The organism is uncultured Methanobrevibacter sp. (genome assembly GCF_902774605.1).
GTDB lineage: Archaea > Methanobacteriota > Methanobacteria > Methanobacteriales > Methanobacteriaceae > Methanocatella.
The window spans coordinates 22,330-48,884 of sequence record NZ_CACYJE010000012.1; the positions used below are offsets into that span (position 1 = coordinate 22,330).

The 26,555-nt window shown below is 38.7% G+C and carries 22 protein-coding genes; 16 read left to right on the forward strand and 6 right to left on the reverse strand.

Going from position 1 to position 26,555, the window contains the following annotated elements:
• Window positions 1–56: 56 nt before the first annotated feature.
• Window positions 57–827 carry an SDR family NAD(P)-dependent oxidoreductase gene (locus tag QZU77_RS04240; RefSeq protein ID WP_295600504.1) on the reverse strand — a complete coding sequence of 257 codons (771 nt, stop codon included), beginning with the start codon at window positions 825–827 and terminating at the stop codon, window positions 57–59.
• A 282-nt stretch (window positions 828–1,109) separates the two neighbouring features.
• Here QZU77_RS04240 and QZU77_RS04245 point away from each other — a divergent pair, with 282 nt between their 5' ends.
• The 4 genes from QZU77_RS04245 to QZU77_RS04260 all read left to right on the forward strand — a co-directional run bounded on the left by QZU77_RS04245 (window position 1,110) and on the right by QZU77_RS04260 (window position 5,811).
• Complete coding sequence (locus QZU77_RS04245; protein ID WP_295600507.1) at window positions 1,110–2,078, forward strand: IS5 family transposase; 969 nt, start codon at window positions 1,110–1,112, stop codon at window positions 2,076–2,078.
• Between the two features lie 259 nt (window positions 2,079–2,337).
• On the forward strand, window positions 2,338–4,935 hold the full coding sequence (locus QZU77_RS04250; protein ID WP_295600510.1) for an ATP-dependent helicase: 2,598 nt from the start codon (window positions 2,338–2,340) through the stop codon (window positions 4,933–4,935).
• A 74-nt stretch (window positions 4,936–5,009) separates the two neighbouring features.
• Entirely contained in the window at window positions 5,010–5,378 is a 369-nt protein-coding gene (locus tag QZU77_RS04255; protein WP_295600513.1) for a DUF5518 domain-containing protein, read from the forward strand.
• A gap of 19 nt (window positions 5,379–5,397) precedes the next feature.
• Window positions 5,398–5,811: a hypothetical protein gene (locus QZU77_RS04260; protein ID WP_295600516.1), complete on the forward strand. Its 414-nt coding sequence runs from the start codon at window positions 5,398–5,400 to the stop codon at window positions 5,809–5,811.
• Window positions 5,812–5,819: 8 nt separating this feature from the next.
• Here the strand turns inward: QZU77_RS04260 and QZU77_RS04265 are convergent, their stop codons facing one another.
• Window positions 5,820–6,911 carry a formate--phosphoribosylaminoimidazolecarboxamide ligase gene (locus tag QZU77_RS04265; protein WP_295600519.1) on the reverse strand — a complete coding sequence of 364 codons (1,092 nt, stop codon included), beginning with the start codon at window positions 6,909–6,911 and terminating at the stop codon, window positions 5,820–5,822.
• Window positions 6,912–7,027: 116 nt separating this feature from the next.
• Between QZU77_RS04265 and QZU77_RS04270 the strand changes: the two genes are divergently transcribed.
• Together QZU77_RS04270 and QZU77_RS04275 are read left to right on the forward strand one after the other, a co-directional pair.
• Window positions 7,028–7,567: a metallophosphoesterase gene (locus tag QZU77_RS04270; RefSeq protein WP_295600522.1), complete on the forward strand. Its 540-nt coding sequence runs from the start codon at window positions 7,028–7,030 to the stop codon at window positions 7,565–7,567.
• Between the two features lie 2 nt (window positions 7,568–7,569).
• A complete protein-coding gene (locus QZU77_RS04275; protein ID WP_295600524.1) occupies window positions 7,570–8,202 on the forward strand; it encodes an RlmE family RNA methyltransferase in 633 nt (210 codons plus the stop codon).
• 1 nt (window position 8,203) lies between these two features.
• Here QZU77_RS04275 and QZU77_RS04280 read toward each other — a convergent pair whose 3' ends face one another.
• The gene (locus tag QZU77_RS04280) at window positions 8,204–8,623 is read right to left on the reverse strand and encodes a hypothetical protein (RefSeq protein ID WP_366208859.1); all 420 of its coding nucleotides are present in this window, start codon (window positions 8,621–8,623) and stop codon (window positions 8,204–8,206) included.
• 119 nt (window positions 8,624–8,742) lie between these two features.
• Between QZU77_RS04280 and mcm the strand changes: the two genes are divergently transcribed.
• The 6 genes from mcm (at window position 8,743) to mtrH (ending at window position 14,978) form a co-directional block, all read left to right on the forward strand.
• Window positions 8,743–10,746: a minichromosome maintenance protein MCM gene (gene mcm / locus QZU77_RS04285; RefSeq protein ID WP_295600529.1), complete on the forward strand. Its 2,004-nt coding sequence runs from the start codon at window positions 8,743–8,745 to the stop codon at window positions 10,744–10,746.
• Window positions 10,747–10,875: 129 nt separating this feature from the next.
• Window positions 10,876–11,283, forward strand: coding sequence for a translation initiation factor IF-2 subunit beta (locus QZU77_RS04290; RefSeq protein WP_067040760.1), 408 nt, complete (start codon window positions 10,876–10,878; stop codon window positions 11,281–11,283).
• Window positions 11,284–11,317: 34 nt separating this feature from the next.
• A complete protein-coding gene (locus QZU77_RS04295; RefSeq protein ID WP_295600532.1) occupies window positions 11,318–12,361 on the forward strand; it encodes a 60S ribosomal export protein NMD3 in 1,044 nt (347 codons plus the stop codon).
• 8 nt (window positions 12,362–12,369) lie between these two features.
• Entirely contained in the window at window positions 12,370–13,332 is a 963-nt protein-coding gene (locus QZU77_RS04300) for a tyrosine--tRNA ligase (RefSeq protein WP_295600534.1), read from the forward strand.
• Window positions 13,333–13,545, forward strand: a complete 213-nt coding sequence (locus tag QZU77_RS04305; protein WP_295600537.1) for a hypothetical protein — start codon at window positions 13,333–13,335, stop codon at window positions 13,543–13,545.
• A 494-nt stretch (window positions 13,546–14,039) separates the two neighbouring features.
• Entirely contained in the window at window positions 14,040–14,978 is a 939-nt protein-coding gene (gene mtrH / locus QZU77_RS04310; RefSeq protein ID WP_295600539.1) for a tetrahydromethanopterin S-methyltransferase subunit H, read from the forward strand.
• A 156-nt stretch (window positions 14,979–15,134) separates the two neighbouring features.
• Here the strand turns inward: mtrH and tmk are convergent, their stop codons facing one another.
• A complete protein-coding gene (gene tmk, locus QZU77_RS04315; RefSeq protein WP_295600542.1) occupies window positions 15,135–15,713 on the reverse strand; it encodes a dTMP kinase in 579 nt (192 codons plus the stop codon).
• 80 nt (window positions 15,714–15,793) lie between these two features.
• Here tmk and QZU77_RS04320 point away from each other — a divergent pair, with 80 nt between their 5' ends.
• From QZU77_RS04320 to QZU77_RS04335, 4 genes are all read left to right on the forward strand, one after another.
• Window positions 15,794–18,295, forward strand: a complete 2,502-nt coding sequence (locus tag QZU77_RS04320) for a U32 family peptidase (protein WP_295600545.1) — start codon at window positions 15,794–15,796, stop codon at window positions 18,293–18,295.
• A complete protein-coding gene (locus QZU77_RS04325) occupies window positions 18,282–20,699 on the forward strand; it encodes a U32 family peptidase (RefSeq protein WP_295600547.1) in 2,418 nt (805 codons plus the stop codon). Before QZU77_RS04320 ends, QZU77_RS04325 begins: the two co-directional genes overlap by 14 nt.
• 81 nt (window positions 20,700–20,780) lie before the next feature.
• Complete coding sequence (locus QZU77_RS04330) at window positions 20,781–22,706, forward strand: helix-hairpin-helix domain-containing protein (protein WP_295600550.1); 1,926 nt, start codon at window positions 20,781–20,783, stop codon at window positions 22,704–22,706.
• A 35-nt stretch (window positions 22,707–22,741) separates the two neighbouring features.
• Entirely contained in the window at window positions 22,742–24,394 is a 1,653-nt protein-coding gene (locus QZU77_RS04335; RefSeq protein ID WP_295600553.1) for an AarF/ABC1/UbiB kinase family protein, read from the forward strand.
• Between the two features lie 213 nt (window positions 24,395–24,607).
• On the opposite strand, the gene QZU77_RS04340 is transcribed toward QZU77_RS04335, so the two are convergent.
• Together QZU77_RS04340 and QZU77_RS04345 are read right to left on the reverse strand one after the other, a co-directional pair.
• A complete protein-coding gene (locus QZU77_RS04340) occupies window positions 24,608–25,201 on the reverse strand; it encodes a TetR/AcrR family transcriptional regulator (protein WP_295600555.1) in 594 nt (197 codons plus the stop codon).
• Window positions 25,202–25,580: 379 nt separating this feature from the next.
• Complete coding sequence (locus QZU77_RS04345; protein ID WP_295600558.1) at window positions 25,581–26,384, reverse strand: DUF4013 domain-containing protein; 804 nt, start codon at window positions 26,382–26,384, stop codon at window positions 25,581–25,583.
• Window positions 26,385–26,555 lie beyond the last annotated feature (171 nt).

Sequence of the window (26,555 nt, forward strand, 5' to 3'; positions counted from 1 at the left end):
TGTGATTATTGTCTAAAAAAAGAAAAAAGGAAAATTGAAAATTGGTTATTTTCAATTTAGATACAGGTGTATCCGCCGTCTACAGCAATTGATTGTCCGGTTACGTAACTGGATTTAGGAGATGCTAAGTAAACAACTGTGGAGTCTAATTCTCCGTCAACACCGGATCTTCCAACAGGCACAACGGTTTTAGTGTATGCTTTGTACTCATCGTTGTCGATTGTTGAACGGGTGAGTTCAGTTGGGAATGTACCTGGACAGATTGCGTTTACGGTAATGTTGTATTTTGCCCATTCTGCTGCTAATTGTCTTGTGAGGTTTACTACTCCACCTTTTGCTGCTGCGTATGGGGATGTTGGGGTAGCCATGGTTCCGACTAAACCGAACATGGATGCAGTGTTGATGATTCTTCCGTATTTTTGTGGAATCATTGCTTCACGTGCTACAGCCCTGGACATTTTGAATGTACCGGTAAGGTCAACGTCTACGGTTTTGTTCCATTCATCATCGGTTAATAATTCTGCTTCCTTGGTTGCACCGTATCCTGCGTTGTTGTGGAGGATGTCGATTCTTCCGAAGTGGTCCATGACTTCTTTTACACATGCATCTACACTTTCAGTGTCGGTTACGTCACAAACTACACCAATGCAGTCAACGCCAAGTTCTTTGATTTCTTCTGCCACTTGGTCTAATCTTTCTTTCCTTCTTCCGGTGACTACAATGTTTGCACCGTATCTTGCGTAAGCTTTTGCCATGTCCACTCCGATACCGGAGGATGCACCACTTACAAGTGCTACTTGTCCTTGTAAATTAAATAAATCATTCATTTTATTACCACCTTTAGGCGTAATGCCTATAGTTAGATATATTACGGCAATGTTGAAATCCTAAAATTTTTTTCACTTGAAATTTCACATCGATGTGATTTCTTGATGTAAAATTAGTATTTCTTAGATTTGCTCAATATATGTTTCTTGATGTAAAATTAGTATTTCTTAGATTTGCTCAATATATGTAATTTATTTTATTACATTTGAAATAATACTTGGTTATTTTAAAAAATAAGATATAATAAATTATATATAGTAAAATGGAGAATATTTATATATATGAACCAAAAAAACAAACATTCTCCAGTAATAGTTAGGTTTTCAAAGCATAAAAACCTTTTGGATTTTGGCTTTAAAAAACAAACAAAAAAATATTTCAAAAAATATGAAAAAGACAGTAAAATCGAGATTAACACGAATAACTTGATTAAATTCATTGAACATACTTACAGTTATGCTAGAATATCTTTAAATCTATATTCAAGTAAATATTCAAAGAAAATGTACTCGCAACCTGCATTATTCACAATTATTGCATTGAAAACTTATTTAAATTTAACTTATCGTCAAATAGTTGAATTTATTAGCTTTTCAGATAGATTACAGAAATATTTGAAGATTAAAAGAGCTCCAGATTACTCCACTCTTCAGAAATTCTTCAAAAGGATGCCAACTGACATGTTTGAAAGAATAACAAAGCAAATTATCGGACATTTAGAAATACAACCAGAATTAGTTGCTCTTGATGGCAGTGGGTTCACAAGCGACTACGCTGATAAATATTACTCAAAAATACGTAGCCATGACGTGAAAAACTACACTAAATGCCATATTGCAATTGATGTTGATTCAAGACTAATACTCTACTCACAAGCAGTAAAAGGACCAAGACACGATACAAAATTCGCAATAGCATCAATAAGAAGTCTAAAAAAATATAATCCGCAATTCATCATAGCAGACAAAGCATATGACTCAAATCCAATAAGAACCTGCATAAATGAAGAAATAAAAGCATCAGACCAAATACCACTACGATCAAACTTCAGACATGGTTGGTACAGAAGATTAAGCATCAAAACATTCAAAAAAGAAATATATTCAAGAAGAAACAATGTAGAAAGTGTATTCAGTGTAATAAAACGTAAATTCTCAGGAATAAATAAAAGCAAGAGTACACGTTTGCAGAACAAAGAAACAAGACTAAAAACATTAGTTTATAATATTGATCAATCAACAAAAATTTAAAAAAGGATTTCAACAAGGTGTATATTACATCATAAAGTATATAAAAATTTTTATTTTCCAAAATTATTTAAAATTTTTAAAAAATATTCAATTTAATGTAAAAAATAATAGATATTATTGGTTACTTGATTAATCGCCCCAGTATATAAATCGTACTTAAAATAAAATATTTTAAACAAAAATTAAATAAACCAATAAGTTTAATTAAAAGTAAAATTAAATAAACATTAACAAACTTATAAAAGACGAGGAGTCAAATATGATTGAAGAGCAAACCAAAAGCTATACAAAAAAGCAAATATTCAAGACCCTGCACCCATGGGTTCAGAAATGGTTTGACTCACAGTTCGACGATTTCACGCCGGCACAGAAAAAGTCAATCATCGACATTCACAAGAAAAACAACATCCTCATCTCATCACCAACAGGGTCCGGCAAAACCTTAACCGCATTTTTATCAGTGATTAGTGAATTAACCTCATTGGCCGAAAATGACAAGCTGGAGGATAAGGTATACTGCATATACATTTCCCCCCTGAAGGCACTTGACAACGACATTGAAAAAAACCTTGAGGAACCCCTGAACGGCATTGAAAAGATAGCTGGCAAAAAGCTTGGAATAAGAAAAGCCGTCAGAACCGGTGACACTTCACAATACCAAAGGCAGAAAATGCTTAAAAAACCTCCACACATATTAATCACCACACCAGAAACATTATCAATTCTACTGGTGGCACCTAAGTTCAGGGAGAAACTGAGCCACGTCAAATACGTCATCATCGATGAGATACACTCACTTGCAGAGAACAAGAGAGGAGTTCATTTAAGCCTGTCATTGGAGAGGCTGCAGCACCTGATTGGAAACTACACAAGAATAGGCCTGTCCGCAACAGTAAGTCCATTAAAAGAGGTTGCAAGGTTCCTTGTAGGTTACGAGTACGGTGTTGAGCGGAACTGTAAAATAGTCAACATCAACTACCTAAAGGAATTGGACATGGAGGTAATGTGTCCTGTAAGCGACATAGTGCTTGCCGATGAGGAGGACACCCGATTGGGGATGTATGACCTGCTGGATGACTTGATTCAGGAAAACAAGACCACGTTGATATTCACCAACACCCGTAGCGGAACCGAAAGGTTCGTCTACAACCTGAAGAAAATGTATCCGATGAACTATAACAACTCAAACATCATGGCCCACCACTCTTCACTCTCGAAGGAAGTTCGTTTGGAAACCGAAAACAAGCTCAAGGAAGGGAAATTGAAGGCAGTGGTGTCATCCACATCCCTTGAATTGGGAATTGATATAGGATACATCGACCTTGTCGTTTTGATAAATTCCCCAAAATCCGTTGCAAGAGCCCTGCAGAGAATAGGCAGAAGCGGACACAGACTGCATGAAAAGTCAAAAGGCAGAATCATAGTGACCGAACGTGATGACCTTGTGGAATGCTCAGTTCTGCTCAAGAATGCCAAGGAAGGAAAAATTGACAAGATCAGCATTCCAACCAATTGCCTTGACGTTTTGGCACAGCACATTTACGGAATGAGCATTGAAAACCCCTGGGACATCGATTACGCATATGACGTAATCCGCAAAAGCTATTGCTATAAGGACCTGACTAGAGACGATTATGAGGATGTCTTAAGCTACATGGCTGGCGAATACCCTGAGCTCGAGGAGCGTTACGTTTACGCCAAAATCTGGATTGACTATAAGGAGAATACCTTCGGCAAGCGCGGAAAGCTCGCAAGAATGCTTTACTCCACCAACATTGGAACAATCCCCGACTCATCAGGAGTGCTTGTCAAGTGCGACGGCGAGACAGTGGGAAAGATTGAGGAATCTTTCATGGAGCGACTGAAAAAGGGAGACACCTTCGTTTTAGGGGGAAGAACATTCAGGTTCAATTACGGCAAGGGAATGACCATCAACGTCACTCCTGCAAGCGGCCCGCCAACAATTCCTTCATGGTTTTCACAGCAGCTGCCTTTGTCATTTGACCTTGCAATGGACATTCAAAGGTTCCGCTCACATATGGAAACACGATTCGAGTACAGGAGAAGCAAGGAGGAGATAATGGAGTTCATCTACGATTACCTCTACGTTGATGACTTTGCGGCAAATTCAATTTATGAATACTTTGTCGAACAGTACAAGTACGCCAAAATCCCATCCAACCGATGCCTGCTCATTGAGTACTACACAGGATTCGGCGGAAGGAAATTCGTAATATTCCATTCCCTTTTCGGCCGCAAGGTCAATGACGCATTGTCACGTGCTGTGGCTTATGTGGTTGCCAAAAGATACAATACGAACATTACCATTTCCATATCGGACAATGGTTTTTACCTAAGCTCAGACGGCACAATAGGAGGTCTTGAATCATTCAGGCAATTGACTCCTGAGAATTTTGAAAGGATACTTGCAAGTTCATTGAACAAAACCGAAACCCTGGCTTCAAGATTCCGCCATTGTGCAGGCAGATCACTGATGACCCTTAGAAGATACAAGGGAGAATCCAAATCCGTCGGTCGCCAACAGGTTCGTGGAAAAATTCTTCTCAAGTTCGTTCAGGAGATGGATGACAATTTCTCCATTCTAAAGGAAGCGCGTCGTGAGGCAATGGAAGATTACATGGACATTAAAAACGCATTGAAAGTCATCAACATGGTTGCCAGTGAAGAAATGGAAATCAAAACCATTGATACGGTTATTCCAAGTCCATTTGCATTCAATCTTGTTTCACAGGGTTATCTTGACGTGCTGAACCAAAACGACAAGGGAGAATTCACCAAAAGGATGCATCAGGCAATTCTTGACCAGATAAAAGATAAGTTAAAAGACATCTATTGACATCATCAAATTGAAACTCAAATATAAATACTTTTATTAATGAAATTAAATAATAATACTTAAAGGTGATTTTCATGACTAAATGGAGTGCAGTGATTATAGGTTTCATATTAGCTGTAATTGTAAAATCATTTTTTGCCCCTTATGAATTTATTGGATTGTTGATTGTCGGTTTCATAACCGGTTACATTGCCCATGACGGAATGTTTGGCGGTTTGTGGAATGCCGCTGTCGCAGGAGCATTGGGAACAATCATCTGCGCAATATTATTCATACTGGCTGCAACCTTCGGAGGAAGCATTGCCGGAATCTTTGGAGGATTGGCCGGATTTACAATATCTGGAGTTGCAAGTATCATTGCAATAATTGAAAATCTAATTTATTATGCAATTGTAATGGGCATAACAGGAGCTTTCGGAGGACTATTAGCTTCTAAAGAATAATTTTTTGGAGTAAAATAATATGAATAAGTTTCTACCAGAAATCAATATTAAAGCGTTAGTATTCGGTGCGGCGATTGCTGCAGCATTCATAATATTCGGATATCAAATCAATGATTGGCTTTACCCATTCTCAGCAATAGGGCTCTTATACATTGGATATGGGCAGGACAGCATTTTAAAAGGAACAATATTGGGAGCGCTTGGTGCAACCCCTATTGTGATTTTGACCTTACAGGGATACATGGGAACCTTTTCAGGGTTTTTCGTGAGCAATACTGGAGTAATAAGTGTAACCCTGATTATTATAGTTGTCGGTGCTGTTGTTGGTCTTGTTGGTGCATTGACAAAAGTTAATCGTATGAAAGCATTGGCTGAATACGAAAAACAGCAAAAAATCGGCAAAAACAAAAATAAAAATAAGAATAAAAAATAATAACAGTTTTATGTTATTATTTTTTCTAATTCATCTCTTTCTATACCGCGCTTGATTTCAAGAGCGATTCTTCTACCCATACTCATTGGCTTACCGTAGGTCAAGTAGGAGTAAGGGGAACCGTCCATGAAAGTGTTGGTACCGCCGTCGGTTCTGGCACTGATTTCAAAACAGATTACTTCTAGATTATCGTTGACTAATGTTTGCATACAGAATGGACCGTTCAATCCCGGTGCAACTAGTTTTTTAGCGCTTTCAGTTAGCTTGTCAGCAATGTCGAACACTTGTGGGAGCAATGATTCACGAATTACTGCTGGGTGGTTACCGGTTACAACGTAAGATGGGCTTAAGTCAATGTCCAATTGGTCTTTAGCAGGCATTCTTACAAAACCGTCTATACTGGATTCGTATCTTGTGTCCATACCCATCAGCTCTACGGTATCGTCAAGTGCTGAGTAGAAATAGTGTATGCAGTAGTTACAGCCTGAAACGTATTCTTCAATGTGTGCTGCTTCCACATCACTGTCTTCCAGCCATCCACGTGCTTTCATTGCCTCAATTTTTGCATCGAATTCTTCAGGGGATGATGCAACGAAATATCCTCTTCCACCTCTTGCGCCTGGGAACTTGACCATTACCGGACGGTCGATTTCATCAGGACTGTTGTATTTGAATGGTATTCTCACATCACCTTCAACAAGCAATGCTCTTTCCTTGTCCCTTTCAGCTTCCCATCTGAGCACGTCCCTGTTTCCGAACATCGGTACGTTGAACTTGTCTTCAACATTGTCAAGGCCAGCATATGCTACAAAAGATCCATGAGGAACAACAATCGCATTCATGTCCCTGAGTTTTTGCTGAACATCCTCGTTGACTATGTCCTTGAACTCATCGACGATGATGTATTCGTCAGCCACTCCGAAACGTTGATATGGAATTTCTCTTCCCTTTTGACAGACAATAGCGGTTCTGAATCCTTCTTCTTTTGCACCTTGTAGAATGTGTAAAGAAGTGTGGCTTCCGAGAGTGGCTATTGTGATTTCACTTTTGTCATATTTAGCCAAAATATCTAAAATATCTTCCTTTTTAACTTCTCCCATTTTATCTTCTCCTTGCAAGAATGATATATATAAATATATTTTTAACAATTTATAATAGTTGTTATTTAAAATTTAATTACAATGAGAAACAAAGAAATAATTTGAATAAATAAGGATTGAATAATATGTTAATCGGTTTAATTTCAGACACACATATACCTGATCGGGCAAAGGTATTGCCTACAAAAGTGCTTGAAGCGTTCAATGATGTTGAATTGATATTGCATGCAGGGGATTTGACTTCACCGAGAGTCATTGAAGAGCTGGAGGAAATCGCTCCTGTAATGGCTGTTCAGGGCAATATGGACAGGGCCAATGGAATCCAGCTTCCCAAGGCAAAGGTCATCGAAGCTGAAGGCTTGAAAATTGGATTGATTCACGGAGAAGTTTATCCGAGAGCTGACAGTGACCAATTATTATACCTTGCAAAGGAATTGGATGTTGACATTCTGGTTTCAGGACACTCACACCAGCCGAAAATAGAGCAGAAAAGCGGAGTTTTGCTCATCAATCCTGGAAGTCCAATCGTTCCCAGATTGGCTGACAGGACTGTGATGTTGCTTGAAATCCATGATAAGGAAGTTGATGTTGAAATCATAAAGGTCGGCGCTCCGGTATGCAGCGCACTTGACTTTGACCAATACAAGAGGGATTAGAAATGGGCAGTAAATGGCAGATGGAAAAGCATAATGATCCATACTATAAAAAAGCAAAGAAAGAGGATTACCGTTCAAGGGCATCATATAAGCTCAAGCAATTGGACAAGAAGTACAAGCTCATCAAGCAGGGAAATACCGTGGTTGACCTTGGAGCGGCACCTGGAGGATGGTCACAGGTTGCGCTTGAAAAGGTCGGTGAGGAAGGAGTCGTTGTGGGAGTTGACCTCAACCGCTTCAAGAAATTCCATGAAGAAAACTATTATGGAATCCGCGGAGATTTCACCACCCCCGAAGTTCAGGAAAGGATAATGGAGCTTATCGGGGGAAAAGCCAAAGTAGTGATGTCTGATGCTTCACCTTCACTTTGCGGAATTAAAAACATTGACCAGCTCAGGTCAATCGACTTGACATATACAGTCATCGGAATCGCTGAAAACATTCTTGAGCCTAAGGGAAACCTTGTCATGAAGGTGTTCCAGGGTCCTGAATACAAGGAGATGCTGGATTCACTTAAGGGCAAGTTCAGACATGTTCGAACAACAAAGCCTGCATCATCACGTAAAAAAAGTTCTGAAATGTATGTTGTCGGCCTGGAATATATGCCTAATAAAAAAAAGAGAAAAAGAAAATAATTTAAAGATTATTATACGCCTTGTTAGCAGTATCAAGTTCTTTTTTTGCAAATTCAATCCTACTATCTACTTCATTGGATGGCTTGCCCGCATCCAATGCACTTTGAACATTTTCAATAGCTGAATTCGCCCGTGTCAACTCTAATTTTGCATCATTGTAAACTTTAACGTCATCGGCGCCGCCAGCATAAAATGTGGATTTGACGCTGTCAAACTTCACGGACAGATTACCATATGTAGCTTTAAGCTCTGCAAGTTCATCATATTGAGTTCCGGAAGATATTTCATTTGTAATTCCACTGGAAACAATACTGTAACCCACATATGCCACCACAATTATTGTTGCAATTATCATGATAATTCCAACGACGGAAATTAACATAGAAGTGGATTTAAATAAACTTAATCTAGATTTTCTCATATTAACCTCAATCATTAAATTTATTGAAACTATTTTTATTTATATTAGTATATAATTTTTACTTATCACACGCTCTCTACCCAATATTTTTTAAATATAAAAAATCTAATATTATGACAATGAACTCTACTAATAAAACACAAACATCAACTGCAAAATTTGAAGAATTTTTTGCAACATCATATAAGGATGACGTATTCGAGATACTTGAAAAATATCCCGATGAAAGGTCACTGACCGTAAACTACCAATCCTTGGAGATATTCGATCCTGACTTGGCGGATTTGTTAATCGACAAGCCTGAGGAAGTTATTGAAGCCGCTCAAATTGCCATCAAGAACATTGACCCATTGGTTAAGGATGCTGACATAAACATTCGTTTCGAGAATCTGAGCAATGTAATCCAGCTAAAGGATTTGCTAAGCAAATACATTGGAACATTCGTAGCTGCAGATGGTATTGTAAGGAAAACTGATGAGATTCGACCACGTATTGAAACAGGTGTTTTTGAATGTAGAGGTTGTATGAGACTGCACGAGGTCGAGCAAACTTCAGGAAACCACATCATCGAACCGTCATTATGTAGCGAATGCGGAGGAAGATCCTTCAGATTGCTTCAGGAAGAGTCAAAATACATCGATACACAAACCGCAAGGATGCAGGAACCGCTCGAGAACCTGTCCGGAGGAACAGAACCTAAACAGATGCTCATGATTCTTGAAGATGACCTGGTGGATGAGCTGAACCCGGGGGACAAGGTGAGAATCACAGGAACCCTGAAAACATTCCGTGAAGAGCGCAGCGGAAAGTTCAAGAACTACATTTATGTCAATCACATTGAGCCGTTGGAGCAGGAATTCGAGGAATTGAGCCTGTCCGAAGAGGATGAGGAGAAAATCATTGAACTATCACAGGACCCTCACATCCACGATAAGATTATCCGTTCAACCGCTCCTTCAATCAGAGGTTACCCTAACGTTAAGGAAGCCATTGCGCTTCAACTGTTCGGTGGGGCTTCAAAGCAACTTGAGGATGAAACCAAACTGAGGGGAGACATTCACATCCTGATTGTCGGGGACCCTGGTATCGGTAAGTCCCAGATATTGAAGTACGTTTCAAGATTAGCTCCGAGAAGTATCTATACAAGTGGTAAAGGTACAAGTGGTGCAGGTTTAACCGCAGCGGCAGTTCGTGACGAGCTTGGAGGATGGTCCCTGGAAGCCGGTGCATTGGTTCTTGGGGACCAGGGTAACGTGTGCGTTGACGAATTGGACAAGATGAGGTCAGAGGACCGTTCAGCGCTTCACGAGGCATTGGAACAGCAGACTGTAAGTATCGCTAAGGCGGGAATCATGGCAACCTTGAATTCAAGATGTTCAGTTCTTGCAGCGGCAAACCCTAAGTTCGGTAGGTTCGACCGTTATAAAGTGCTTGCAGAGCAGATTGACTTGCCTGCGCCGATCATTTCCCGTTTCGATTTGATTTTCGTTATCGAGGATAAGCCAAGCAAAGAAGGGGATGCAAAGCTAGCTGACCATATTCTTAAGATACACCAGGAAAACACTGTTGAATATGAAATCGAGCCAGAATTGCTCAGGAAATATATTGCTTATGCCCGTAAGAACGTGAATCCACATTTGACCGATGAGGCCATACAGGTTCTAAAAGAGTTTTACGTAAGCACAAGGAACAGCAACCCCGAAGAGCAAGGTCCAGTTCCGATTACTGCAAGGCAATTGGAGGCAATCATTCGTCTCTCAGAGGCAAGCGCTAAAATCAAGCTTAAGGAGACTGTTGACAAGGAAGATGCAGAGCGTGCGGTTAAGCTGCAGATGGCTTGTCTTAAGGAGATCGGTGTTGATCCGGAAACCGGTGAAATCGATGCAGATATCGTGAGTGGAGGAACACCTAAATCCGACAGGGATAAAATCCAAACCGTAACTGAAGAAATTAAACTCCTTGAAGAGGAATATGCTGGTAACGCCCCATTGAATGTTTTACTTTCAAACATGAGCGACAAGTATGGCGTCAGCGAGGATAAGACCGAGCAAATCGTCAGAAACCTTGTTCAGAAGGGAGTCATCTATCAGCCAACAACAGGATACTTTAGACGCGTAGTCTAAATATTCCCATTTTTTATTATTTTATTTGAAAATTTTTTAAAAACACCACCATTTAACAATACATTAATAAATGATTAAAACTAAATTTAATATATTATACTTATACTAATTTTATAAGGAGAGATAATTATGGATAAATACGAAGATTTATTAGAAAGAGCAATAGACCAATTACCTCCTGAAGTATTTGAACATAAAAGATTCAAAATCCCTAAAGCTTATTCAGACATTCAAGGTAATAGAACATTCATCAAGAACTTTAAAGATGTTGCAGAAGGTTTAAACAGGGATCCTCAACACTTATTGAAATTCCTGATGAGGGAATTAGGTACTGCAGGAAACATTGAAGGTCAAAGAGCAATCCTGCAAGGTAAATTCACACATTACCTAATCAATGAAAGAATCGAGGATTATGTGGACAAGTACGTTATTTGCCACGAATGCAACAGACCAGATACTAGAATTATCAGAGAAGGTAGAATATTCTTGCTTAAATGTGCTGCATGCGGTGCTACAGCACCTTTAAAATCATTATAAAATTCTACTTTTTTCACTTATTTTTTTTGATACCATGTTTTGTCCAGAGTGCGGAAGTACAGATAAGGAAATGGTTGGAGACATCTGCATAGACTGTTTTTTAAAAGAATTCCAGATGATTGAACTGCCGAAACGCATTGAAGTTCAAATATGCAGCCATTGCAACAGCAAACTTGAGGAAGGTAAATGGAGCGATGAGTTCATTCCCGAAGAAGAGATAATTTACCGCGCGCTTGAGAGAAACATAAAGATAGCTGATGAAGTTGAAAACGAAATCATCAACCTTGAAATCGACCAGATAAAAGGCACAATAGCAAGTTGCTATGTTGAGATTGTTGGCGAGGTTCATGGGGCACAGATTGAGGAAACCCATGACACTGAAGTCAAAATTCTTAAAACCGTTTGTCCAACATGCAGCAAGATACAATCAGGATACTATGAGTCAGTCATTCAGTTCAGGGCAGCCAATCGTGAAATCAAGCCTGAAGAATACAGTTTAGCTGATGAGATTGTTGAACGTACCCTGTTAAAACAATCCAAAAAGGACAAGCTAGCGTATTGTCCCCAGATTGCAAGGTTAAAGGAGGGTCATGATTACTACATTGGTTCTTTCAAATCAGGCAAAAAAGTGGCTGAAGCATTAACCGAGGAGTTCGGCGGAATAACCAAGGAATCCCCAAGACTCATCAGTGAAGACAAATCCACAGGCAAGGGATTGTACCGTGTTTGGATTTCAGTGAGAATCCCTGAGTTTGAAGTTAATGATTTCGTCAAGTATGAGGATAAGATTATTAGAATCAATAGTATCGGCAAAACTAGCGTGGTTGGAATGGATATCTCAACCGATAAAAAGCACAATATTCCAATGAAGAATATGGAAGACATTAAACTGGTTAAAAAATCATCAGAAATAGAAACCACTACAATCATATCAAAATCACCGAGCATGATACAAATCCTTGATCCAAGCGACTATTCCGCTGTGGATTTGGAGATGAAGGATGAATTCAAGGATTATAATATTGGTGATGAAATCAAACTTATTAAAATTGACAATTACATTTATTTACTAAATTAAGTGATAAGATGAATATTGAAGAAAAAATTCAATTAATCGAAAACGGAACATTAGAAATTATTGACACTGAAGAGTTGAAGGCAGTTCTTGAAAAGGACCAGCCAGTAGCTTATACCGGTTATGAACCTTCAGGCAAAATCCATTTAGGCCATGCCGTAACCGTGCAGAAATTAAAACAATTACAAAGTTTAGGTTTTAAAATTAAAATCCTTTTAGCAGATTATCATGCATTCTTGAATGGAAAGGGAACTGTTGAGGAAATAGCTGAAACTGCTGAGTACAATAAGAAATGTTTCCAGGCACTTGGCCTTGATGAAACTACCGAATATGTTTTAGGCTCATCATTCCAATTGGAAAGCGATTACACTGATAAGGTTTATCAATTGGCTACCATGACCACTTTGAAAAGAGCTAGAAGAAGTATGGATCAGGTCAGCCGTGCAGATGACAATCCAAAAGTGGCTAGTGTAATTTATCCAATTATGCAGACCGTTGATATGGCTGCTCTTGAAGTGGACATTGCACTTGGCGGAATGGAACAGAGGAAAATCCAGATGCTTGCACGTGAAAACCTTGAAAAAATCGGTGAAAATGTTCCTGTCTGCATCCACACCCCATTGCTTCATGGCCTTGACGGAGATGCCAAGATGTCTTCAAGCAAAGGAAACTACATTGCAGTGGATGACAGCGTTGAAGAAATCACTAAAAAAATCAACAAGAGCTACTGTCCACAGGGACAAGTTGAAGACAATCCTATGATTGAAATTGCAGAAACATTCGTTTATCCTAATCAGGAAAAGTTATTAATCAAAAGGCCTGAAAAGTTCGGCGGAGATATTGAATTGACTCATGATGAATTGATCAAGGATTTCAGCGAAGGCAACCTTCACCCAATGGACTTGAAAAATGGAATAAAAGATTTCCTAATTGAATTCTTTGAACCTGTTAGAAAATACATGGAGGAGAATTAAATGGTTGAAGAAAAGGAAGAGTTTGAAATGGGAATTCCTAATGGTGTCGGAGAACAGATGCTTGCCCATGCCTTTGAAAAGTTTGACATTAAATTGGAGCATGGCGAATTCGGCCCTAAACTCATCGGAGAATATGATGAGCTTGTTAAGGTAAGGGATTTTTTGGAAAACGCTATTCGTGAGAGATTGAAAGAACTTGAAGGAAACAAATAAATTTTCCTTTAACTTATTTTTTTATTAACCAGTAAACGCCATTGCCCACACATAATAATGTAACTTATTTTTTACTTTTAGAGCATGGAGCAAACCTTATGGAAATTGCTCGAACCTAAAGAAGTTTCAGGACATAATAATCATTCAATATTCATTGTTCACTTGAAACTGATTAAAATCTTAATTTAATTTAATAATCATGATTAAACATTACCATTTAATTATTTTATTGTTTTCACAATAGATTTCAAAGTTGACGAATGTGCACAACGGTTTTTATATACAAGCCACCTATGTTAAAAATATTTTATTATATGGAATGTGCAATTTTTATTTTAATATTTTAAACATCAATGCAATATTTATTAAAAAAATTTTAATATTTTTAGAAATATTTAAATATGATTAAATAAGAAAATCATATTAGACTTAACTTTAATTTTTATAAATTAAAAATGAAAAAGTTGAGTCTCAATTAAAAGAGGTTAGTATAAATGTTTAAATTCGATAAAGAACAAGAAGTTTTTGACTTCGGCGGAGTCAAAATGGGTGGACAACCTGGAGAATATCCAACCGTATTGGCAGGAACAATCTTCTATGGTGGACACAATATTATTAACGATGAATTAACCGGAGACTTTGATAAAGCCAGAGCTGAGCAGTTAGTTAACGACATGGCTTCCATCTCCGATGTTACTGGTAATCCTTATATTGTACAAGTATTCGGACAGACTGTCGAAGCATTGCCAAAATACATTGAATATATTGGTGAAATTTGTGATGCTCCTTTCCTTATAGATTCAACATCCGGTGAAGCAAGAGTTGCTGGTGCACAGTACGCTGACGAAACCGGATTGACCGAAAGGGCAATTTATAACTCAATCAACATGGCTGCTGACCAATCTGAATTGGATGCACTTGCTGAAACCAACATTTCCGCCTCCATCATCTTAGGATTCAACCCTATGAATGCTACAGTTGAAGGGAAAATGGCAATGTGGGAAGATGGGGATGACGGTGCTTACGAGAAAGGTTTGCTTGAAGTGGCTGCTGAATGCGGTATCGACAAGTTCATGATGGATACTGCAGTAACTCCTTTAGGACAGGGTGCAGGTATTGCTGCTAGAACTTCCTTCGCCGAAAAGGCAAAATGGGGATATCCTGTAGGATCAGGTATTCACAATGTGCCTTCCGCATGGGACTGGCTAAGGGAATACAAGAAGGCAGGAAACAAAACCGCATTCACCGTTTGCGACATTGGAGCAAATATCGTGCAGGTAATGTGCGCTGGAGACTTTGTTCTATTTGGACCTATTGAAAATGCAGGCATCGCATTTCCTGCAGTGGCTCAAACAGACATGTTCATATCCGAAGCTGCAAAACCATTAGGAACCGAACCAGTGGATTACCACCCAATGAACAAGTTAGTTTAAGACCCAATCTGTTAAAACATTTTACGGACTTCTACAGGGATTTGTTGTTTTGCAAATCTTAAACATTAATCCAAAAATACCGAATTAGCACTGGACACCACTAAACACGTCCAGTGCTTTAAAAGAAATAGCTAATTTTAAATATTAAAAAAAAGATTATAAAATGCAGTCTGGACAGATTCCCAGATAAGGTGCAACCGCTTTTTTTATATCTGAAGACACCTTGTTGACTCCCCTGTCCGCATCGATTATTTCATGAGTGTAATTTTCAGCCAGTTTCAGGTAATTGGCTTTAACCCTGGTCAAAAATTCCTCATTTTCAAAAGTGTCCTCTCCGGAGGCTCTTGCAACTGATGTTTTAACATCCAAATCCAAAAGAATCAATAAATCAGGTTTTTTTGCATACCTATTAATTTCATCGATCCATTCGGCAGGTTCCTGATAGGCAAGGCTTGAAATGAATGAGCGGTCGGAGATGAAGATTTTTGAGTCATCCTCCAACTTATCCATCAGGAGTAGCCTGTCGGCGGCAAAAAGCAAACCCAACATTCTTTGAACACTTTCTGTTGTTGCATCAGGCCTTTGCAGCATTTCCCTTATGAGTTTTCCAATCTTGGAATCTGTAGGTTCGACCAATGTTTCAACCCTGAACCCGTTTGCCTCAAGCCATTCCCTCAGCATTTGGATTTGGGTTGATTTTCCCGCACCGTCAATTCCTTCAAATACTATGTACATAAGATAGAATATGTTTTAATTTAATATATAATTAATTCCAAAGATATAAATGAATAATCTAAACAAGGTGTATATGAAAAATGGTTTTAGAAGAATTATTAGCCCCGGCAGGTTCATATGAAGTGTTGGTTATAGCAGTCAATGCAGGTGCTGATGCGGTTTACATTGCCGGCCAACAGTATGGTGCCCGGGCATATGCCAAGAATTTCACGATGGATGAGATTAAAAAGGCGGTCGAGTATGCTCATTTGAACGGCAGCAAAATCCATGTGACCGTGAATACCCTAATCAACAATTATGAGATAGTGGACGTGCTGAAATACCTGTTTGAATTGTATAAGATTGGCGTGGATGCGGTTATCGTACAGGATTTCGGTTTAATCTGGCTTTTGAAAACATTCATTCCTGATTTGGAGGTTCATGCCTCCACACAGATGGGATTGAACAACTACTCATCATTCAAATGGGCCAGCAAGAACAATATCAAGCGTGTGGTGCTGCCAAGGGAAGTGAACATCGAGCAAATCAGACAGATCCATGACCAGCTTGCAAAAGACAATATCAACATGGACATTGAAGTGTTCGGCCATGGGGCATTGTGCTATTGTGTCAGCGGAAAATGCTACATGTCATCTTATAACAGCGGCAGAAGCGGGAATCGTGGAGCCTGCGCCCAGCCGTGCAGAAGGGAGTATCGCTTGAAGTATCGCGGATACAATATAGGCAACGGCTACCTGTTGTCAACCCATGACCTTGCAACATACAATCACCTGCAGGAGATTTCAGATGCAGGGGTCAAGTCCCTGAAGCTGGAAGGCAGGATGAAATCCGGAGATTATATCGGAACCATCGTGAACAGTTACCGCAACCTCATTGACGGCAATGAGGGCGACTATAAGAAAGATTTGCACCTTGTTTTCAACAGACATTTCACTGACGGTTACATGATGGGGGATAAGCCGGGAGACGTTATGGGCAGAGGCCATTCAGGCCATGAGGGACTCTACATCGGAGACATCACAGACATTGACGGCACAAGGGTCACAATTGAAATCAAGAATAAGGAAATTCCGGTGATTCTTGAGCCTGGCGACGGTATTGCATTCAAGTATAACGGCAAGATCAAGGGGATTTATCTTGAAAACATCATCAAGCAGGATGCAAATGAAATCATAATCGACACCACACGCCTAGTCAAGGTCGGAACTGAAGTCTTCATCAGCTACTCCAAATCCACACACGAGTACCTGAAGCAGTTCGAGAAGGAAACAATCAAGAACAATGTGGGAATAAGCCTATCCTTAACATGGGATGAGAACCTGAACCTCTACACTAAAGTGGAGTTTTATCTTGATGATGAGCTAATCAATTTCCGCCATAAAACCTTGGATAAGTTTGAAAAGGCTAAAAACAAGCCGGTGACTGAGGAAATAATTGAAAAGCAGTTAGGAAAGACCGGAGGCACCCCATTCTATATTGAGAATATTCGCTTCAACAACATGCCAAATGACATTTTCATACCGATCGGTGAAATCAACCAGATCAGGCGTGAGATATTGGACAATGCCACAAGCCTGCTTATGAACCATTACACTCCAACCAAAAAGGCGGTCAAGGAGGTCAGGAAGAACCTGACCAAGTTCATTGAGGATTATGAGAATGACAAGGGCAAGGTGAAGAACAAGACTCCTAAACTATCCATTTTCATTGATGACATTGCACAGATTCGTGCCGCTTCAGGATTTGACTTGAAGAGAATCTATTTTGACGGCAATTGCCATTACAATAATCCTGAAGATTACTTCGCTAACATTAAGGAGACATTGAAGAAGGGCAGTCTGATGGCTTCCCCCACCGAGTTCGTTTGGGTTTTATCATCATTCATTTCTGAGGAGGATGCCCTCAGGTGCAATGAGATTGTTGAAGAGTTGGAAAACGAGGGAATCATCATTTCAGTGATGGGCGATTTTCCGGGAATGAGTGAAATATTCACCTGTCCCGTTTACGGCAACCATAACCTGAATGTCTGGAACAGTTTCTGCGTGCGGGACTTGAACGAGGCCGGTTTCAAGTCACTGATCCTATCATCCGAATTGTCCGGATCAGAGATTAAGGAGCTGCTTTTGAAAAACCATGACCGCAACATTGACCTGGAGATGATTGTCAACGGCAACCTTGAGGTCATTGTGAGCAAGGATGATTTCACTAACCTTAATGACGGCAAGGATTTCATAATATCAAATGATGCCGATTACGCCACACTGGAGGATAAGAAGCGTAAGAAGTTCAAGTATAAGGTGTTCTTTGACTATAACCGTCAAAGCCACATCATCAACAAGGATTGTCTCTGTTTGATTGAGGAAATCAATGAGATTAAGGGTTTCGGCATGGATTCGTTGATTCTTGACTGCAGATACTCTAATGAGAAGTACACTTCACAGATATTATCAATCTATAATGAAAGCCTCCAGAACAAGGATGATGAGGAACTGACCAAGTTCAAATACCAGATTATGGATTTCTCACAGTCATACATAAACAAAGGCAATTATATTGAGGGCAGATTGCATGAGAATTCCTGAATTGCTAGCGCCTGTCGGTTCAATGGAGCATCTGAAGGTGGCGATTAATGCGGGCGCCAGTTCGGTTTATCTTTCAGGCAAGAACTACGGTGCAAGGAAGTTTGCAGAGAACTTCACATTAGATGAAATCGAAAAGGCAGCAAACATTGCCCACCTGCACAACGTCAAGGTTTACGTTACCGTGAACACATTGATAAGGCAGGATGAGCTTGAAAGCGTGATGAATTACCTCTCAAAGCTATATTCAATCGGGGTTGACGCAGTCCTCATACAGGATTTGGGGCTGATTGAGCTTATCAATAAGCACTTGCCGGGCCTGAAGATTCATGCCTCAACACAGCTTACCTGTGAAAACCAGCTGAAGCTTGATTATCTTGAAAGCAAGAACGTCAAAAGAGTTGTTCTTCCGCGTGAGATGAGGCATGATGAAATTGCAAATCTTAAAACAGGCATGGAACTTGAAATATTCGCTCATGGAGCATTATGCTACTCTTACTCAGGACAATGCCTGATGAGCAGTTTTAAAGGCGGAAGAAGCGGGAACCGTGGAACCTGTGCCCAGCCATGCCGTCAGAAATATCGCATCGAAGGGATTAAAAAGCAGGACTATTACCTGTCCCCATGTGACTTGAGCCTATTCAATCAATTGAAAAGCATAGCGGAGTTGAACATCAAATGCATCAAGATTGAAGGAAGGATGCGCTCCAAGGAATACCTCGCCATTGTCGTGAGCAATTACCGCAAAGCATTGAACAAGCTGAAAAGCGGAAAAACAAGCAATAGCGAAGAGATAAATCTGGTTTTCAATCGTGGATTCACCGAAGGACAATTCATGAACACCTCAAGGCGAAGCATTCGCTCAGGCCATATCGGATTAAGGATAGGGCATGTGGTTAAGAGCAGCAAAAATCAGATAGCAATACGGTTAAACGACCACATCACCACCATTCCCGAGAAAGGCGACGGGTTGCTGATAGTTAAAAACGACAAGGATTACGGTTTTGAAATATCTCAAAATCCAATCATAACAACATTGAACCATTTCAACAAGGGTAAAAATAAGCAAGTTAAAGATTTGACCCGTAAGAACAAGGTGTTGATTGTTAAAAAGGTATGGCAGAACAAGAGGAGTGATTTCAACCTTAACGAATCAGAGGTTTATTTAACTAAGCGCAACAGCCTAACAAAGAAAGTTAGGGAAATTGAAAACAAGGGCGCAAGCTATGTCAAATCCAAGTTAATCCTCACATTTTCCCTTAAGAACAAGCATCCATTGCTGAAGGGCAGGCTGACACTAGCCAACCATAAGGTTGTTGAGGCTGAAGTTTTAAGCGACAAGGCATTTGAAAAGCCATTGAAGAAAAGCGTCAGTGCCGAAACCATTAAAAAGCAATTGTCTAAAACTGACAATTACCCATATGAGCTGACACAGACAAACATTAATTATGACGGTACATTATTCATCCCCATCAGCAAAATCAATGAGCTTAGAAGGAACCTGTTTGAAAGATTGGAAAATGAGGTCATTAACCTATACGCCCATAAGAACAAGAGGATTAGTTTGAAATACCTATTGAATGAATCTGAAGAAAGCGAGGTTAACTTATCCTATTATACTAATAATCTGGAACATCTGAAACATTTGGATAATGTTAAAAGAGTGTATTTGGAGATTCCCCCTCAGGATGACTCATTGGCTTACAGTGAAGAGGAATATAATCTCAACTACATGATCAGTTTCCTTAAGGAGGCATTTGAGATTTCCATGGGCAAGGAATATGAGTTGATTTGGAAATGGCCAGACATCACTCATGACAAGCTGATTAGAACATTGAACAAAGTGAGAGGGATTCTAAATAAGATGCATTATAATCTTCCAATAATGAGCAGCAATTTCAATGGGGAGTACGCCTTTTACTCAATGAACATCACCAATGCTGAAGCAATCAACAGCCTTGACAATTACAGGGTCATAACATTGTCTCCCGAGCTTAGGAAAAGCGATTATGAAGGCATCATCAAGCATTGCAATGCTCCTGAAAAGGTTGAAATGCTTGTCCAGGGGTCTGTCGAGCTGATGAAAACCAGGTATGACTTATTGTATGGCAATGAGAAAAAGCAGAATTATGGGAATTACCTGTTGGATAAAAACAGCAATAAGTATCCGATTCATAAAAGCATTTCAGGCGAGGAACTGATTGTTTTTGACAGCAATGAGCTTTCATTGATTGGGGAAATTGATTATCTGAAAAGTGTTGGATACCGCAATTTCTCAATTGACGGCAGGTATAAGGATAATGACTATTATAGAATAATCGATGTTTATAATGAAGCCTTGAACGGCAATTACAATAGAAAAGAGCTTGAAAAATACAGTCGAAAAAATACTGTTGCTAATTTTTAGGAATACTAATCACGCGCTCTCGGCAAAGTTAGAATATATTAAAATTATATAATTAATATTCATGAATAGGGTTTGGTAAAAATGAAAGGAGAAAGAATTACATTGCAGAATATCAAAGGAATAGGGGATAAAATCTCCGAGAAAATATTGAATAGCGTTGGAGGCGAAGAGGAACTTCAGAAAATTGTTGAAAATGTTGATGTTGAAAAGATTTCATCAATTGAAGGCATAAGCCAACGCAAGGCTATTGAAATAATGAATCAACTGTTGAACAATCCAGAATACGAGTTCATCAAAAGCGACCGTGCAATGGAACTTTACGAGGACATCATAAACAAGATCTTATCATATTCCAACACTTCCTATTCCAAAAACAGAATCCTGCTGCTTTCTCCATCAAAGGATATCGACAAGATTAATTCACAATTGGATTTTGTGATGAATGCCAAGGAGCATGTCTCCCAATTGCCAATCATTAAGCTGAGGGGACTTATGAAGAACCTGAAGGAGGTTGAAGAGGCAAAGCCAGAGTATGATCCAAGCAAGGTGATTCTTGTGGAAAGTGCAGAGGACAATTCCTACCTTACTGATTTGGGCTTGAATCAATATTACCCTATTCTTACAGCCAATGATTCCCCATTGCTTCAGGAGGAGATGAGGAATTATGATTTGGTATTCTATGTTTACTCCCAGGGGATTCTTGACTTTGAGGGAATGCCCAATGTGATTATGGTAAGCATTGATGACAATGACTATGAAATCGTTCCCGAAAAGATCATCAATTTCTTCATACAGAACAAGGACTTGTTCACTCGGGTTCATGAAATCCAAAAGATCAGAAATAAGGAAAGTGTCCTTGGAGACATCATTCCCATCATTGATGAAGTAAACATCATTGACAAGAGGGAAGTGGATATTGAGGAACTTGTCCTTTCACTTAAGGATGAGATGGATGATGAGTTGGAAAAATCCATCAAACAAGTTGACCTTGAGGGAGATGAAATACTCAACCTATTAAACAATAACTTCCCTGAAAAGATTAGCAAAATATTTGATGAAATTATAAGCAAACGTAAGGAAATCATCAGGGAAAAAACTGGGATGAGTTTTGACCCATACCTCAGGACATACCCCATTAAAATTGACGAATCCGAAATTCAAAGAGTAACCCTGGAACAATCCTCAAAAAAAGAAAACGACATTTTTGACATTAAAAAGACTGCTGCAATAGAATTGAACTCAATAAAAGAAAAAGCGATTGCAGAAGTTGAGGATGCAATAAGATTTGATTATGAATTCAGTTTAGGAAGCTTTGCATACGAATATGACCTATGCAGACCGGAATTCAGCGAAGACATAAAGCTAAACGGAGCACTTCACCTGGAACTGGCACTTGAAAAAGACAAGGACCATGTTCAGAAAGTTGATTACCAATTGACAAGAAATGAAAACATCGCATTGCTGACAGGAGCAAACAGCGGAGGTAAAACCACACTGCTGGAGACACTGACCCAAATATCAATCATGGCACAGATGGGTCTACCAGTAAGTGCGGACAGTGCCGAAATTAAGCTACTCGATGAAATCTACCATTTCTCAAAGAAAAGATCACTTGATGCAGGAGCATTCGAATCATTCTTAAACGTGTTCATACCAATCGTCACCACAGATAGTGAAAAGTTAGTATTGTTAGATGAACTTGAAGGAATAACTGAACTCGATGCAGCCGTTAAAATCATATCCACTTTCATCGATATGATTAAAGAATCCAATTCTTATGGTGTGATTGTCACTCATATGGCAAGGGAACTAATGAACTACACCGACATACGCGTTGACGGTATTGAAGCAAAAGGATTAGATGAAAACTATAATCTGATTGTGGATAGAACCCCTAAAATGAATTTCCTTGCAAAAAGTACACCGGAATTAATTCTTAAAAGAATATATGAAAAATCAGATGATGATTTGAAAGCGGTATATGCTAGGATTTTAGAGAAATTCTAAAAACTCATATACTACTTTTTACTATTTATTATATGATGAAAGTTATACCCAATGCCCGAAATGAGGAGATGAAACGGTTAAATGAAATTTACCAGGTTCTGAAAAAGAACGATTTTGGTTATTTAATCGAAGAAAATACTTTTTTTAAAAAATTCCCATTTCTCAGAAATCGTAAAGCTGAAAAGGAAGGATTATTCCCAGATAAATCAATTCCAATTAGGATAAGGAAGGTATTTGAAGAATTGGGTCCAGCTTATATCAAATTAGGCCAGATGTTAAGTACACGGCCGGACCTTGTTGGCATTGAGATTGCAGAGGAGCTTGAAAGTTTAAGGGACAATACTCCAACAACACCATTCAGTGAAATGAAAAAGGTAATTGAATCCGAGCTGCAAAAACCCATCGAGGAGGTCTACTCTGAAATTGAAGAAACACCAATTGGTTCCGCTTCAATAGGTCAGGTGTACAGGGCTAGGCTTAAAGATTCAAATGAGGAAGTGGCGATTAAAGTTCAAAAGCCCAATTCACGGGAAATTATCGAATCTGATGTAAAGATAATGAAATTTCTAGCGAACCGTATTGATAAATACCTATTGCAGATGAAATCATTTAACCTCCCGGCAATGGCATCGGAATTTGAAAGGTCCATATTTAAGGAAATCAATTACATGGACGAAGTGATGAACATGGAAAACCTTTCAAGAAACTTTAAAAACACATCCTACATCAAGATACCCAAGGCGTATACTGACTACTGTACAAGCAAGCTCATCACTATGGAACTTATAAAAGGAATGGAAGTTTCAGAATTGATTGTGGGAAATTATCCTGAAATCAACAAGAAAAAAATAGCGCAGTACGGCCTGAAATCCTATTTTAAACAGATTATGACTGATGGATTTTTCCATGCAGACCCCCATCCTGGAAACCTGATTGTAACCCCTGACCAGAAATTATGCTATATAGATATGGGGATGATGGGAATATTGAATGACGACTTTAAGGAGAATCTTGCAGAGCTCATACTTCTTTTGATTAGTGGAAACACCAATAACATCATCAAACAGCTGATTTATATGGACATAATCACTCAATCACAGAACACCGATGAGCTGAAGGCTGATGTTGATGATTTGTTGCACAGGTATTATGGTGCCGAATTGAAAAATATGGACGGTGCGCTGGAAGACCTGCTCAACACCATGATTAAAAATGGAGTGACACTTCCAAGGGAATTCATCATGATCGGTCGGGGAATCTCCCTGATTGAGGATGCAGGAAGGAAACTGGATCCTGAATTCAATGCCGCAACAGAATTGAAGAAGCTCTCACGTAAAATTGTGATAAACAAGTATAAGCCGGAAAGGCTAGCGAAAGTGGGCTTGAATTATCTGTTGCAGATAGAGCACTTGGCAAAGGATTTGCCGGATACAATCAATAGCACAATCTCCAAACTTGAAGAGGGAAACATTGAAGTCAACATAAAACTCCAGGACATCAGTGAGTTGACCAATCAGTTATCAGTTTCATTAATCGTGTCTGCATTGCTTGTTGGATCTTCACTGGCGATACTTTCAGAGAAAGGCCCTCAATTATGGGGCATGCCTGCACTTGGGTTGGTTGGATTCGTTTTCAGTGCAGTGCTTGGAGTGTATCTTGTTATTGAGTACATGATAGAAAGAGAATGAATTTTTTATTAAGAAATTAGATTTGAAATTGAAATATAAACACGATTAAATATTCGAAAATCATGGAATATATAGTTTTTCGAGCGTAAGTACTCGCTTGCATCTTTAAATAATGAAAAAGATAAAAAAAAGCATTTTTTTGAAAAAATAACAGTAAACCTTTCATTCAATTATACAATAGGCCAATAATGTGGATGTTTGATTCATCGCCACTTAAGCCTTGGGTTTAATTCCATCATACATCAAGTCTATCAAGTCATCAGCATAATGATTTGTTTTGAAATCCAAATCATGATTATACACTTTCCATAATATCACAGACTGGAACAGCATGCCGAAACACATTATAGCCACCGATTTAGGATTCACTTCCCTTATTATGCCTTTTTCCATTTTTATTTTGAAGAACTCCTCCAACTTGTTCAATACCACATCAGTTATGTTGGATATGAGAATCTTTTTCTCAGGATCTGCCCTGACTTCCTCCATGGCAATCCTCAATATGCTTAAATCTTCTTCTGAAAGATTCAAAATCCCGAAAAATGAAATTTTAAGGTACTCTTCAATTTCGTCATCCTCTTCAAACTCAAAGATTTCCTCCAACTTACTGATTAAGATCTGCCGATAATACTCCTTTGTAGCTTCAACCAGATTCTTCTTGTTGGTGAAGTTTCTGAAAATGGTTACTTCATTAACTCCTGCCTTGGCAGATATTTTCTTGGTTGTTGCTTTGGCAAAACCTTCCTCCTGAAGGATTTCAAAAGTTGCCTTTATGATTTTCTCGTCGGTGCTACTATATTCCTTCATAATCATAATTATATTTCTAATCCTATATATAATTCAACATATCCAACGGTTGATTAAACATTTTTTGAAAAATGCCTAAATTTGAATGTCATTTATGCCCAACAATCAAATTATTGAAATAACATGGTTCATAACCCATATTGTCAAGTTGATAATGAGTTGGTTTTAAGAACTCTTGCAGTTAATGTAATGCAAGTGCCACCTAATCATATATGAGTGCAACATGCCCATTCTAATCAAACGGAAAATTAATTATCCGATAGGTTTTGAACCCCGCCCATCATGTCGAATGCTTGAAAATATCTTCAGCCGATTTTGCAAAACCTCACCTAACCCTAACGGGCAAGACGCTAAAAAAAGAAAAAAAATGGGTTTAATGCTATGCGTCAGCATACAATAAACCGATAGCCCTGTGTAAAAACAATAGTATGAATGGGAATCCAATAAACATGCCTATGAAAACACCAATGTACGGGATCAGGCCAATCAAGCTTATGACCAGTGTAAAAGCGAATGAAATTATATAAATTACAATCAAAGTAACAATAATCTTTACAAATCCTATTTTTGACATGTCCTTTAGTATTTCCCTGAATCTCAGACCTTCAATGCCGCTTCCGGACTTTGCCAATCTGACCATTGCTGTAAAGGACATCAATGAAAATATGATAAATAGTATAATTCCAACAATTAAAGTAATGGTTAACGCATTAGTGAATGTGTTCATTGCAGATGGGGGAACTTTCGCCATTATCATTGTAAAATTGGTTGCGTTATTGCTTACTGCCTTAATGCTGGCATATACGATTTCAGTGAATGATGAAAACAGTCCTGTTGCGGAAGCAACAATCAGGACAATGACTGCTGGTATGATGAAATATATTATATCCAAAATCATTGCTTTAATACCAATGACAAATTGTTTCACATAATCAAAATCAGGAAGTGTAGCCTCACCCTCGGCTCCGCTTTTAATGACATCTACTGTGTACCCTAAAATTACAAATGAAACAATTAAAGTCACAAGGGTTAAAATGATGTCCAATGTTCCATTCTTAACACCATAAGACGGAAGAATTGTTGATAAACTCATTATAATAGTTAAAACACAGAATATTGCAAATTTTCGAGTATCGCTAATAGGATATTTAACAGCATCCATTATAATTTCACGTAAATTCATATTTATCACATAACCTTACTGCTTTACAGATATATATTTTTAGATAATAGTATTTAAAATTTAAAGTAGGTAACCATCAACTAACTAACCAACAGACTCAAATTTATATGCCATTGAGTGAAATATCAACAGAAAATGCAATAATATTAATATATGTGAATAATATAAAAT